Here is a 13426-nt window from a genome sequence, read left to right as displayed (position 1 = left end):
CCCACTCCATACATACCAGTTGTCCCCTCGCCAGGCTTGCCGCAGTTACCATTCACCACGTTGTGGCTGGTTAACAGCGCATCACGATACGCCGCGGCATTGACCAGCTACAAGATCGTGGGTAGTCGGATCGGGGAGGCGAGCCATGGACGTTGCGGTGGCCGACGACGGCGCGCTGTTCCGGGAGGGGCTGCAACTGCTGCTGTCCGCCGCCGGGCACCGGGTGGTCGGCGGCGTGGAGGACGGCGATCGACTGCTCGATCTGCTGGCCCACACCCCCGTGGATGTGGCCATCATGGACATTCGGATGCCGCCAGGCGCCGACGGCGGACTGCAGACCGCCCAGCGGGTGCGGGCGGAGCACCCGGACGTCGGGCTGCTGCTGCTGTCCCAGCACGCCGAGGCACACTACCTGTTCCGGCTGCTGGAGATCGGCACCGACCGGATCGGGTACCGGCTCAAGGACCAGGTGGCCGGGGTGGCCGTGCTCGCCGACACGCTGGTACGCATCGCCGCCGGTGAGTTCGTGATCGAGCCGGCGCTGGCCGCCAACCTGGTGGACCGGCCGAGCCCTCCGGTGCGCAGTGTGCTGGCCGATCTCACCGAGCAGGAACGCACCGTGCTGCGACTCATGGCGGAAGGGCGGTCGAACTCCGGGATCGCGACGGAGTTGTTCCTGTCGGTCAAGACGGTCGAGAAGCGGATCGCGAGCATATTCACCAAGCTGGACCTGCCGGCCGAGTCGGCCGCGCACCACCGGCGGGTCCTGGCGGTGCTCGCGTACCTGCGCTCGAGCCAGATGACGGACTAGCGCGGTGCCCTGGAGCACGGGCGGTGAGCCGGCGGACCCATCCGGCCCGGCGGGGCCGTTCACCGTCCTGGCCCGGCTGGCGTCCTCGGGTGCGCTGCCCGCGCCCGCGGGGCCGCAGGACCCGCTGGGCGGGTACCGGCCGATCCTGCGTACGCTGCTGCGCGAGCTTGCCCGGGCCCACGCGGTGCGCTACGCGGCGCTGTGGCTGCCGGCGGCACCACCGCCGGGCACCGGTGCCCCGTCGTGGACGCCCGAGATCACGTGGCGTTCCCGGCGCTGGGCGACGGGTGCGTTGCCGGAGCTGGTGGCCGACCCGGACCTGCTGCTGGGCTGGTCCGGTGTGGTCGCGGCAGCGGAGGTGACCGACGGCGGCACCCGGCGCGGGGTGCTGGTGCTGGCGCACCCGGAGAATCCCCGGCACCCGCTGGGCAAGACGGCGCCGCTGGGCGAGACGGCGGTCTGCGTCGGCCTGCTGCTGCGCCAGGCAAGCCACCGCGCGTCCTGCGCCGCCGTACGGGCCCGGGCCGACGCGGCGGCACGGCGGGTCGGCGCGACCCAGATGGAGTTGCTGACGGTGCAGGCGGTGGAGCGCGACCGGCTCGCCACCGCGGTCACCGCGACGCCCGGCCGGCAACTGCGGGCGATCCTGGACCGCACCGCGGACCTGGAACGGGCGCTGCGCGCCGGCTCACCGCAGGCCACGGCGATCGCCGGCGGCATCCGGGCCGGGCTGGGCGAGATGATCGAGCAGTTCCGGGCCGTCGTCCGCGGGGTGTACCCGCAGGTGCTGCGAGGCACCGGTGTGCGCGCGGCGCTGGAGGAGGTCACCGCCGCGCTGCCGGTGCCGGTGGTGCTCCGCGGCGAACTGGGCCGGCGGCAGGGCTGGGAGGTCGAGTCCGGGCTGTACCAGGCCGGTGTGTCCGCGGCGGCGGCGCTGGGCGTCAGCGGTGGCGAGCAGCCGGTGCACCTGGAACTGGGCCGGTCCGACGGCGTGCTGACGATCCGCGCGCAGCGGGCCGACGCCGACCCGGCCCGGGTCGGCGCGGCGCTGCGGGACGACTCCCGGCGGCTGGCCGCGCTGGGCGGCCGGCTGCGGGTGGAACGGGCCGGTCGGGGCGCGGCGACCGTGGTGGACATCCTGCTGCCGGAGCGGCTCGGCGGCGACCGTCCGGAGCCCCCGCAGACCGCCGTGCCGGAGCCGGCCGGGCCGCCGCCGGGCGAGGCCGCCGTCGTCGCGCCCGAGCTGCCGGCCGGTGTCACCGCGCGCCGGCTGCTGACCCTGCTCGTGACCAGCCGGGAGGCGCCCGCGGGCAGCCCGCCGTTACGGGTCGCGATCGACCGACAGGACGGCCGGACCCGGGTGGCGGTGGTCGGGGCGTCGGCACCCGAGCTGGTGTCGGTGCTGTGCGAGCCGGACGGTGTCGCCCGCTGGGATCCACCCGTCGGGGCGGTCCCGCCGACCGGTTACCAGCACCACCCGTACCCGCGGGTCACGCTGGACCCGGCTCCCGGGACAGCGCCGTGGCGGCCGGTCCGGCTGCCCGACCGGTCCGGCGTCGCCTGGCCGGGCGCGGCGGCCGGGGTGGACCGGATCCTGGTCGAGGGACCCGTGGACGCGCTGCGCGGGCTGCGGCTGCTGCACCACCGCGACCGGGTCGACGCCGACCTCGCGGCCCGGCTGCGCCGCTGGTCGGGCACCGCCGACGGGCCCCCCGACGCGGTCGTGCTGGTGCTGTCCGGGCCGGCCAGCACGGCGGAGTCGGAGTTCCTGACCGCCCTGCGGTCGCCGGCCGGAGACGGGTTCTGCCCGGTGGCGATCGGCGCGCTGCGCGAGGGCACCGCCGCGACGGCCGGATCACAGCAGCAGCTGAGGTCGATGTGCGACGCGGTCGTGGACTGGCGTGCGGCCCCGGGCGGCGGTGCCGCGATCGAGGCGGCGCTGCGCGCCCGGGTACGCCCCTGGGCGGGGGTGACGACCGCCCGGTGGGCGCTGCGCGCGCTGGCGGCCTGCCTGGCCGCGGGGCAGTTGGACGATCGGTTCGCCCGGGCGGTGGAGGCGGCCGTCGCGGGGGCGTACGAGGTGGCCGAGCTGGACCTGTTGCAGGCGTTGCAGGGCCGGCGGATCCGGCTGCCGCGCGGGCACGACGAGGCGCTGCGCCTGCTCGGCGCGCACGGTCCGGAGTCGCGGTCGCGGCTCGGCCTGGCCGGCGACGCCGGCCCCGACCAGGTGACCCGGGCCGCGAGCCGGGCGCTGCTGTTCTGGCGTACCCAGTCCATGGCGCCGGACGCGGGACCGGCCGGGCGCGGTGCGTGCGCGCTGCTGGTCCGGACGTGCGAGCGCCTGCTCATCGGCGGCGTCGACTGACCGGCGCGAGGCACGCACGGGCGGGTGGCTCGGGAGGCGCCGGCGGTACGGCTCAGCTCGCCACGAACCCGCTGACCAGCGTGCCGGCGGTCGGGCTGGACCGTACCGTCAGCGTGCCGTCGACCGCGGCCAGGCGGGCGGCGAGCTGACGCAGCGGCATCCGCCCGCCGGTGTCGAAGCCCGGCCCGGTGTCGGCCACCCTGAAGCTCAGGCCCCGGCAGGAGACGCGGAGCGTCAGCGTGACCGCGGCGCCCGGGGCGTGCTTGTGCGCGTTGCTGACCGCCTCCAGGCAGGTCAGGTAGACGGCGGTCTCCACCTCGGGCGGGTACCGGCGGTCGGCCAGTTGCGCGTCGATGTCCAGGGTGACCGTGTCGAGGGTGCCCAGCCGGGCGGTCAACGCGGTCACCAGGCCGTGGTCGGCCAACGGTGCCAGCAGGCCGGTCGCGGTGGTGTGCAGCACCTCCTCGGTGCTGGCCAGCAACTCCCGAAGCCGGTCGAGGTGCCGGCCCGCCTCGGCGGCGTCGCCGGCGTCGAGCTGATGCTCCACCATGGCCAGCGACATCTGCAACGCGACCATGTGGTGCTGGGCGCCGTCGTGCAGGTCGCGCTCCAACTGGTACCGCTGGTGCTCCATCTCGCCGGCGGCCCGCAGCCGGGCGTCGGCCAGCAGCAGGTCGCTCTGGCCGATCAGCTTCTCGGCGTCGGCGGCGATCAGCTGGGCCTGGACGTCGCTGACCAGCAGGCGGGTCACCGCGTACAGCTCGGGCCAGCGGAGCAACCGCTCGGCCGCCGCCGGCGGCTCGACCACGAGGTCGGCCAGGACCTGCTCGCCGTCGCACAGCCGCACCGGCGTCGCCCCGCTCACGGGCACCGCCTCGGCGTCGGTGGCGGCCCACCGGTGTTCCTGCACGGTGTGTCCGGCCGTCGCGTCCACGTCGTGGCCCGCCGGCTGGGGCAGCCACAGCGCGATGGTGACCCTGGTGGCCTCCAGGCACCCACCCAGCGCCCGGGCCAGGGCCTCGGCCTGCACTGCTGGCAGCGGCCGTCCCGGCAGGCCGTGTACCGCGTCGACCACCCGTGCCACCTGGTCCGACGGATTCGGCGTCGGGGGCGGGCCGTCGGTTCGCTGCGTCGAGCGGAGCATGCCGCCACTGTAGGCGGCTCCGACCGGGCCGGGCCGGCCGGAGCCGTGGGACGCGACGGGCCCCCGCCACGGTCGCGTCCCACGCCTCACGCGGCGCAGAGCAGGTGGTTGGTCGTCGCCTTGCGGGCCGCCCGCAGCGCGTAGTGCACCCGGCTCTTGACCGTGCCGACCGGCACCCCGAGCGTTTCGCTGATCTCGGCCGCGGTCCGGCCGTTGAGGTACGTCTCGACCAGCGCGGCCCGGTGCTCCGGCCACAGCCCGTGCAGCACCTGCTCGACCAGCAGGGAGTCCACCACACCGGCCATCGGGTCCGCCGCGGCCACCTCGGCGGCGTTCTCGATGTCCACCTCGGTCGGCCGGGCCTTCTTCATGCGGTACCCGTCCATCACCAGGTTGTGCACCACCCGGCGCAGCCAGCCCAGCACCGACCCGTAGTCGCCGGTGAGCCGGTCCAGGTGCTTCCATGCCCGCAGGAACGCCTCCTGCACCGCGTCCTCGGCGCGTCCGGCGTCGCCGTCGGTCAGCCGCTGCGCGTACCGCAGCAGCGGTTGCTGGTAGGTGTCCATCAGTTCACGCAGGCGGGAGTCGCTCTCCGGCGCACTGCTGTGTCGGTTGCGCTGCACTCGATCGGCCATGCCCTGACAGTGCCGCCACGGGCCGGTCGCCCGACATGGTGCGGCCCCGCGAGTTGGAGAGGGTTATCCCTACGCCCGGCGGCGACGCCCGCGGCCCCCGCCACCCCGCCGCCGGTTCGCGGCCCGACCGGTGAACCCGGCGGCGCCCCGGTGCCGTGCCCCAGGTGGACGACCTGGCGACCCGGCGGCGGAAGGCGGGCGGCGACGTCGTCCGGCACCGCCGCGACGGCCGGGACCGGGGCCGGGCGGCGGCCCGAGCAGCGGCGCCGTGGCGCCCGACCGAAGAGGTGGGTATGCAGGAGACGGACTTTCCGGCGGTGGGCATCGGGATCACGACGCACAACCGGGGCGTCGTGTTCCGCACCGCGTTGGAGGCGATCCGCAAGTACGCGCCCAGCGGGGCCGCGATCGTCGTGGTCGACGACGCCAGCGACGAGCCGGTGGAGGAGGCGACGTTCCGCTTCGACAGCAACGCCGGCATCGCCCGCGCCAAGAACAAGTGCCTGGAGCTGCTGGTCGAGCGGGGCTGTACGCACCTGTTCCTGTTCGACGACGACTGCTGGCCGGTCGTGGACGGCTGGGAGCGGCCGTATGTCGACAGTCCCGAGCCGCACCTGATGTACATCTTCACCGACACCGCGCGTGGCCGGCTGACCGACTCGATGGAGATCTACCGGGACGCGCAGCACCGGGCGTACACCCATCCCCGCGGCTGCATGCTCTACTTCGAGCGGCGGGTGCTGGACCGGGTGGGCGGGTACGACACCCGGTACGGCCGGTGGGGGTACGAGCACGTGGACCTGTCCAACCGGATCTACAACGCCGGACTGACCTCGTTCCGGTTCGCCGACGTGGTCGGCAGCGCAGACCTCATCTTCAGTTGCGACGAGCGTACCAAGGTCGGCTCCAGCGTGTCCGACATCGAGCGCTTCCACCTGGTGCGTGACCTCAGGACCCGGTCGGAGGCCAGCTACACCTCGGCCGAGTACCGCGAGTTCCGCCCCGTCCCCGTCGGCGCGGCGGCGGCGCAGAACGTCGTGCTGACCACGTACCTCACCGCGCGGCCCGACCCGCAGCGCGGCACCACCTGGACCCCGGACTACGACGATCTGGCCGAGTTGCGCCGCTCCGTCGAGCGGCACGGGCGGCGGCTGGTGGTGCTGCACGACTGCCTCGACGAGCCGGACACCGACCTGGTGACGCACGTCCGGGTGACGCCGGGCGGGGAGGTCAGCTCGCCGTACTTCCACCGCTGGCTGTGCTGGTGGCGGTACCTGCGCGAGCACCCCGAGATCGACCAGGTGTGGTGCGTCGACGGCACCGACGTGGAGATGCTGCGCGATCCGTTCCCGGAGATGGACGACCGGCTGTACGTGGGCGACGAGCCGGCGCCGCTGTGCATGCCGTGGATGGTCTACCAGCACGGCGGCAGCGCCAAGCTGTTGCAGTTCCTGTCCGACAACCGGGGTGTCCCGCTGCTCAACTGCGGGCTCACCGGCGGCCGGCGGGAAACGGTGCTGGAGTTCTGCCGGGACATGTTCGACTTCTGCGTCACCAACGCGAGGGAGGCCGGCCCGCTCGACATGGGGCCGTTCAACTACGTGGCCCGCACCTGGTACGCGGGAATGATCGTGCACGGCCGCCAGGTCAGCACGGAGTTCCGCAAGGACGACCGGACCAGCACCGAGTCGTGGTGGCGGCACAAGTAGGCGAATGCGGGCCGTGACACGGGTGAACTCTGCGGGCGCTCCCGCCGTGCCACAGATGAACCCCCGCACGGGGTGAAGGAGGGCGGTGACCGTGGACGTGGACACGGACCTGGATGTGGCGCCGGAACCGACCCGGGCCGCCGATCGTGACGAGAGCATGCACGCGTTGCTGCTGCGGTTGGCCGGCTCGCTGCCGGACCGGGTGCTGACCGACGCGAAGGACGCGCTGGCCGCCGGCCGGCGGCTGGACGTCGTGCAGGCGCTCGCCTTCGAGGCGGTGTCCCAGCCGCTGCAACTGGACGCCGACGAGATCTCGGCGATGCGCGAGGAACTGGCACTCAGCGGCGGGGACCTCGACCTCGGCCTGGCGCTGGAGGAACTGCGTGGGGACCGCCCGCAGGCGCCGTGGCAGTTCCTGTCCGACCTGCCGACCACGCAGGAGGAGCTGGCGTCGATGGTGCTCCCGCAGGACCGCAGCGCCGATCCGGTCGACGCCCTCGACCCGGTCGACCAGGCGCTGGTGGCCGCGGCGTCGGCGATCCCGGCGGTACGCGCCGTGTGGCGGGCGTGGCGGATGCCGCACACCGCACGCCCCTGGCAGGATCCGGTACGGGTGGCCGTGATCAGCGTCGACGACACGATGGGCGGCCTCCCCGCACTCGGCGCACGCCTGCGACAGAGCATGGTCGACGCCGGAGACGCCGAGGCCCAGGTCGAGGTCTGCTGGGCCGGGGGAGCGCCGTTCTACCAGACCCTGGCCCGCTCGTCCGGCTCGCTGCTGTGGGCGGTACGGCCGGCCGTGCCGGTGGCCACCGCCCGGCTCTTCGACGGCGTCGATCCGGTACGCGGCCCGTGGTTCGCCAGCAACCGGCCGGTGGTCTCCGACACCGCGCAACGCGACGAACTGCTCGCCGCGCTGCGCGGCGGGGTGGTCATCGCGTGGAGCAGCGCCGCGATGGCCGACATCCTGGCCCCGGACCGGGGCGACGTGGTGCCGATGCACCTGCGTACCGACGGGACCTGGCTGTGGAGCGAGGCGGTCGGATACTACCTGGAGAACTACGGCCTGGCCCCGGATCCGGAGTTGGTCACGCACCTGACCGGGGCCGAGCGCGCCGAGCCCCTGGACGAGATCTCCGTGCACCGTGCCCTGGTGCACCTGTGCCGGCCCGACGCCGAGGCGGTCCTCTGGCCGGCAGCCGGTGCCGACGCCGACCCGACGCCGCCGGCCGACCCCCCCTCGCCCGACCTCCCGTCGCCCGACGGCGTGCCGCCGGCCCACCCGGAGCTGCCGGGCGTGACGACCGAGGCAAGGCACGACCACGCAACGCCGCGGCCGGTGTCGCCGTGACCGACATGCTCGTCCTGCGGCAGCGGGGCCCCCTGCCGTCGTCCTGGAAACTGCCGCAGCCAGCCGGGGGCGTGCCGGCCGGACACCAGGTGGCGCGGTACCTCCGCCAGGCGTCGAAGGCCGTGGGTGCCGCGGTGGCGCGCATCCTGCCGGGCGCCGGCCCGCGAGTGCCGGCGCTCGATCCGGGGCCGTGGGAGGCCCAGGGATCGGTCACCCCCGGCCCGGCGGGCTGGTTCGCGCTCGGGGTCGAGGCCGGCCCGTCCGGCTTCCAGCTGGGCGGCCGGCCGTTGGCCGCGACCGACCTGGCCCAGGCGATCTGGCACTGCCCGCGGTGGCGGGGCCGGCCGGTGCTGCTGGTCACCCAGCGGTCCGCGCCGGCTGACGGGGTCGGGCCGTTGCTGCACCAGCTCGCGGCCGACCTGGGGGCACCGGTCTACGCCTCGGACGCCGCCATTCGCTTCACCTTCGGGCGCGCCTCCACGAAGGGGCTGTTCTGGCGCTGGCGTCCGGACGGCGGGGACGAGCCGGAGCCGGCGGGTCCCCTGCTGCCCCCACTCGGGCCGGTACGCGCCCGGCAGAGCCCGACCGGCGGGCCGTCCGGCCGTAACCAGAACCGCCAGCCGTCGTCGCCGGTGTCGTCGCCCCCGCCCGGGTCGCCGCCGCCGGTGGCCGCCGATCCGGGAACCGCCCCGTCGCCCGCCGGCTCGACGGGGACGACGGCACGCGCTGCGGCACCGGAATCCGGGCGCGGGACGTCTGCGGAGGCGGAAGCGGCGTCGCCAGCGGCGTCGGGAGTGCTCGGCCTGGCCGTGCCGGTGATCGAGGTGCCCCGGCCCGACCTCAGCATTCGGCGCATGGTGTTGCCCGAGTTCCAGCCGCCCCGGCTGGAGCTGGACACCTGCCGGCCGTTGGCCGTCGCCACCGCTGCCGTCCCCTCGACTGCCGCGGTGGCCACGCTCGCCGCGGCTGCCCCGGTGAACGGCCTGGCCGCCACCGATGCCCCGGCGGCCGGCCGGGCCGCCACCGATGCCCCCGCGGCCGGCCCGGCCGCCACCGATGCCCCCGGCAACGGCGCGGAGGTCGGCCCGCCGCCGACCCGACGCGCCGAGCGGCCCGGGGCGGCGTGGTTCGGGATTCGGGCGCGCACCGACGAGGCGGACCGGGAGCGGCTGCGCACCGCGCTGGGCTGGAAGTTCCAGGCACACTCGCGGACGGTGACCCGGGCGCTGTCGCTGCACCCCGGGCTGCGCAGCGCGGTCGGCGAGCACGACATGACGGCCGGACTCGTCGCGGTGCTGGCCCTGCTCGACGGGGTGGGCGAGCGGGTCAACGACGCGCTGCGCGGCGGGGGCACCCCCGACGACGACGTCCAGTTGCTGGCCCGATGCGCCTGCGCGGGGCTGAAACAACTGCCGGCGATCGGCGGCCCGGTCTTCGCCGCGGTGCCCGCCGGGCTGGAGGTGGCCGGCCGGTACGGTCCCGGAGAACTGCTCGTGGAGCCGGCGTTCACCACGGTGTCGGTGAACGGCGGCGCCGAGGGCGGCGCGGGCCGCTACGCGATCTGGTCGGCGACCGCGCGGCGGCTGGATCACCTGGGTGTCCCGGGCGGGCCGGACGCCCGGGCCGGGCGGGCCATGTTCGCCGCCGGCACCCGCTTCGCGGTCCTCGGCGTCGACGAGGGGCCGGACGGCGTGCCGTGCGTGCTGCTGCGGGAGATCGTCTTCGGGAGCCACGAACGCGGGCTCGACGAGCGGGTGGCCGGCAAGCTGCGAGACGCGCTCGCCGCACAGTCGCCACGCGCGGCGCCCGCGCCGCTGCCGTGGCCGCTGGGCCTCGCGGCCGGCGACCGGCCGTTCGCGCTCCAGCCCCGACCGGCCGGCGACAGCCATGAAGGAGCAGATTCGTGACCACCAGCGTGCTGTCGGTGTCGGCCAGGGACACCGGATGCCTCACCGACATCGCCCGGGCACTGGACTCGGCGGCGCCCGGCGACACCGTCGCGGTACGCCCCGGCGTGTACCGCGAGGCACCGCTGTTCCGCCAGAACGTCGTCCTGGTCGCCGAGGACGGCCCGGGCACCGTCACCATCGAGGTGCCCGCGGGCGCGGCCATCCTGGCCGCCGGCGGCGAGGTCCTGATCCAGGACATCGCCATCCGCGGTGGCGACGAGCGGATGCCGCTGCTCCAGGTGGCCGCCGGCCGGGTCCGCCTGGAGGCGTGCACCATCGACGCCACGGCGCCCGCCGCGGTCCACGTGCGCGGCGGCACCGTGCAGATGCGCGGCGGCGCGATCAGCAACTCCGGCGGCGCGGGCATCGTCCACGAGGCCGGTGCGGGCGAGTACACCCGCGTGCGCGTGCACGACATCGCCAAGTACGCGATCCTGACGTCCGGACCGAGCGCCCCGCTGTTCCGCGACTGCACGCTCACGGGGATCGCGGAGGCGGCCCTGCTGGCGGTGGGCGTCAGCGCCCCGCGGCTGGAGAACTGCCGCATCGACGAGGTCGGCCAGTACGCCGTCGTGGCGCAGCAGGCCGCCCGGCCGTACCTGGCCGGGACCTTCGTGCTCGGCGGCGAGGTCGGGCTGCTCGCCAGCGACGACGCGGCCCCGGCGCTGGAGCACTGCGAGATCCAGGACACCCGGGTGCACGCCGTGGTGACCATGGGGCAGGCGGCGCCCACGCTCGCCGACACGGTCATCACCCGGGCCCGCGGCCACGGCCTCGACTGCCGGGGCGCCTCCCGGCCGAAGCTGACCAACTGCGAGGTGCGCGACTGCGGCGCGGCCGGGGTGGTGGTCAACGACGCGGCGGCGCCGCACCTGACCGGAGGGACGGTGGCGGGCTGCGCCGACGCGGGCGTGTTCCTGACCGGCCGGTCGACGGCGCGGCTGGACGGGGTGGGGGTACGCGACGTCCCCGTCGGCGTGGCGATCGAGCAGGAAGCCGATCCGCACCTGCACAACCTGTCCATCGAGGGCGTCCGGTACGGCCTGCACGCGACCGGCGGCGCCGGCCGGTTCTCCAACGGGCAGGTCGTCGGGGCGCGGGCCGCCGGGGCGAAGCTCGCCGACAACGCGACCGCCGCGCTGTCCAACTCCCGGTTCACCGGCTGCCGGGTCGGTGTGGAGGTGGTCGGAACCGCCCGCCCCACCCTGTCCTCGACTGCCGTGGAGGAGTCGGCCGGAGCCGGCCTGCTGACCGGTGGCCCCAGCGTGGTCACCGTGTCCCGCAGCCGGATCAGCGGCAGCCGCGGCCCCGGGATCCGGGCCGGCGCCGGCAGCAGCGTCACCGCGTCGGACTGCGAGATCGTGGGCAACCAGGGCCCGGGTGTCCTGGTGGAGACCAACGCGCCGGTGCGGCTGCGCGGCGGGGTGGTGCGCGGCAACGGCGGCGTCGCCGTGGATGCGCCGAGCCCGACCGCAGCCGTCGAGCTGTCCGACGTGGACACCGGTCACAACGGGCGTCCGATCTCTCTTCCGCCGCCCACCGCCGGGCGGCGGGACGCGCCGGCGGCCGACGCCGCCCCGGGCTCGGTGCCCGCCCCGACCGGAGGCGTCAGTCCGGGCCTCACTTCGCCCGGCAAGCCGTCCGACGCCCGCCCGCCGGGCCCCGCGCCGTCCGGCGTCGAGCCGTTCGGTTCCCTGACGCCCGCCGACGGCGGTCCCGGCGCCGGTGCGCCCGGCGGCGGGCCGTCGAGTGTCGGGGCGTCGGGCCGTGGCACGGGCGGCGGCCGGGCCGAGGACGGACCGGTGGCCGCGTTGCTGCGCGAACTGGACGGGCTGGTCGGCCTGGCCGGGGTCAAGCACGAGGTGTCCACCCTGGTCGGGCTCAACCAGATCGCCAAGCGTCGCCGGGAGGCCGGGCTGCACGTGCCGCCCATGTCCCGGCACCTGGTCTTCGCCGGGCCGCCCGGCACGGGCAAGACCACGGTGGCCCGCATCTTCGCCCGGATCCTGGCCGCCCTCGGGGTGCTCTCCAGCGGGCAACTGGTCGAGGTGTCCCGCAGCGACCTGGTCGCCGAGCACGTCGGCGGCACCGCCGTGAAGACCACGGCCCGGTTCGAGGAGGCCCTGGGCGGGGTGCTGTTCATCGACGAGGCGTACACGCTCTCGTCCGGCGGGGGCGGCGGCGGCCACGACTTCGGCCGGGAGGCCATCGACACCCTGGTCAAGCTGATGGAGGACCACCGTGACGAGGTGGTCGTGGTGGTCGCCGGCTACAGCCCGAACATGCGGACCTTCCTGGCCGCCAACCCGGGCCTGGAGTCCCGCTTCGCCCGCACCGTCCAGTTCGACAGCTATTCCGACGACGAGCTGGCCGAGATCGTCGAGCGGCTCTGCCGCGCCCACCACTACGCGCTGGAGTACGAGACGCGGCAGGCTCTGGTGCGGCACTTCAGCGAGATGGCCCGCAACGAGACCTTCGGCAACGCCCGCGTGGCGCGGCAGGTCTTCGAGGACATGCTGGGGCGTCAGGCGTATCGGCTGTCGAGCAACCCGCAGGCCAGCGACCTCGAACTGGCCCGGCTGCTGCCGGAGGACCTGGGCGAACAGGCGGCCGGGCCGGCGGAGTCGGCCGGCGTGGCGCAGGTCGTCCAGGACCTGCTCGGGCGGCTGAACTCGATGGTCGGCCTGGACGCGGTCAAGCGCGAGGTGACCGACGTCATCGACCTGATCGCCTCCACCGAGGCCCGGACCCGGGCCGGTCTGCCCACTCCGACGGTCTCCCGGCACCTGGTCTTCGCCGGGCCGCCCGGCACCGGCAAGACCAGCGTGGCCCGGCTGTACGGCCAGCTGCTCAACGCGATGGGCGTGCTGCGCACCGGCCAGCTCGTCGAGGTCTCCCGGGCCGACCTGGTCGGCGAGTACGTCGGGCACACCGCCGTCAAGACCACCGACGTGTTCAACCGGGCGCGCGGCGGCGTGCTGTTCATCGACGAGGCGTACGCGCTGACCGGCCAGGGCAACGACTTCGGCCGGGAGGCCATCGACACACTGGTGAAGCTGATGGAGGACCACCGCGACGACATCGTGGTGATCGCGGCCGGCTACACCGGGGACATGCGCCGGTTCCTGGCCAACAACGTGGGCCTGGCCTCCCGGTTTAGCCGGCAGATCCCGTTCGAGTCGTACACCTCCTCGGAGCTGGTGTCGATCCTGCAGACGCTGGCCCGCGACGGCGGCTTCGACTTCAGCAACGACAGCATTCCCCTGCTGTACGAGCACTTCGAGAGCCTGACCCGGGACGAGACCTTCGGCAACGGCCGGTACGCCCGCCAGCTGCTCGAACGCACCATGACCAAGCAGGCCAACCGGTTGCGCGGGGCCGCCGCGCCGACCGTCGAGGAGATGCGCCAGTTGCACGCGGCCGACGTGCGGGCGGCCATCGCGGCCTGACCCCTGGCCTGGA

8 protein-coding genes are annotated in these 13426 nt (G+C 75.0%); 6 read left to right on the top strand and 2 right to left on the bottom strand.

Annotated features, from left to right (window positions below; genetic code table 11):
* Positions 1-145: 145 nt before the first annotated feature.
* Entirely contained in the window at positions 146-811 is a 666-nt protein-coding gene (locus tag ACFYWL_RS21590) for a response regulator (RefSeq protein WP_386975349.1), read from the top strand.
* A 4-nt stretch (positions 812-815) separates the two neighbouring features.
* On the top strand, positions 816-3176 hold the full coding sequence (locus tag ACFYWL_RS21585; protein WP_386975347.1) for a hypothetical protein: 2361 nt from the start codon (positions 816-818) through the stop codon (positions 3174-3176).
* 52 nt (positions 3177-3228) lie between these two features.
* Here the strand turns inward: ACFYWL_RS21585 and ACFYWL_RS21580 are convergent, their stop codons facing one another.
* Together ACFYWL_RS21580 and ACFYWL_RS21575 are read right to left on the bottom strand one after the other, a co-directional pair.
* Positions 3229-4320 (bottom strand): sensor histidine kinase, encoded by a 1092-nt coding sequence (locus ACFYWL_RS21580; RefSeq protein WP_386975345.1) that lies wholly within the window; start codon positions 4318-4320, stop codon positions 3229-3231.
* 86 nt (positions 4321-4406) lie between these two features.
* Positions 4407-4955 (bottom strand): sigma-70 family RNA polymerase sigma factor, encoded by a 549-nt coding sequence (locus ACFYWL_RS21575; RefSeq protein WP_386975343.1) that lies wholly within the window; start codon positions 4953-4955, stop codon positions 4407-4409.
* 164 nt (positions 4956-5119) lie between these two features.
* Between ACFYWL_RS21575 and ACFYWL_RS21570 the strand changes: the two genes are divergently transcribed.
* The 4 genes from ACFYWL_RS21570 to ACFYWL_RS21555 all read left to right on the top strand — a co-directional run bounded on the left by ACFYWL_RS21570 (position 5120) and on the right by ACFYWL_RS21555 (position 13413).
* Positions 5120-6664, top strand: a complete 1545-nt coding sequence (locus ACFYWL_RS21570; RefSeq protein WP_386975341.1) for a glycosyltransferase family 2 protein — start codon at positions 5120-5122, stop codon at positions 6662-6664.
* Positions 6665-6749: 85 nt separating this feature from the next.
* Positions 6750-8015 carry a hypothetical protein gene (locus ACFYWL_RS21565; protein WP_386975339.1) on the top strand — a complete coding sequence of 422 codons (1266 nt, stop codon included), beginning with the start codon at positions 6750-6752 and terminating at the stop codon, positions 8013-8015.
* The gene (locus tag ACFYWL_RS21560; protein WP_386975337.1) at positions 8012-9922 is read left to right on the top strand and encodes a hypothetical protein; all 1911 of its coding nucleotides are present in this window, start codon (positions 8012-8014) and stop codon (positions 9920-9922) included. Before ACFYWL_RS21565 ends, ACFYWL_RS21560 begins: the two co-directional genes overlap by 4 nt.
* Positions 9919-13413 (top strand): right-handed parallel beta-helix repeat-containing protein, encoded by a 3495-nt coding sequence (locus ACFYWL_RS21555; protein ID WP_386975335.1) that lies wholly within the window; start codon positions 9919-9921, stop codon positions 13411-13413. The genes ACFYWL_RS21560 and ACFYWL_RS21555 overlap by 4 nt, the downstream gene beginning before the upstream one ends.
* The last annotated feature ends 13 nt before the right edge of the window (positions 13414-13426 follow it).

The sequence above is a fragment of the Micromonospora sp. NPDC002575 genome, from assembly GCF_042889525.1.
Taxonomy (GTDB): Bacteria; Actinomycetota; Actinomycetes; order Mycobacteriales; family Micromonosporaceae; genus Micromonospora; species Micromonospora carbonacea.
This window is presented reverse-complemented; position numbering and strand designations above follow the sequence as displayed.

Coding starts and splice junctions, on each gene's coding strand:
- ACFYWL_RS21590 (WP_386975349.1), top strand. CDS start 146: ATGGACGTTGCGGTGGCCGACGACGGCGCGCTGTTCCGGGAGGGGCTG.
- ACFYWL_RS21580 (WP_386975345.1), bottom strand. CDS start 4,320: ATGCTCCGCTCGACGCAGCGAACCGACGGCCCGCCCCCGACGCCGAAT.
- ACFYWL_RS21575 (WP_386975343.1), bottom strand. CDS start 4,955: ATGGCCGATCGAGTGCAGCGCAACCGACACAGCAGTGCGCCGGAGAGC.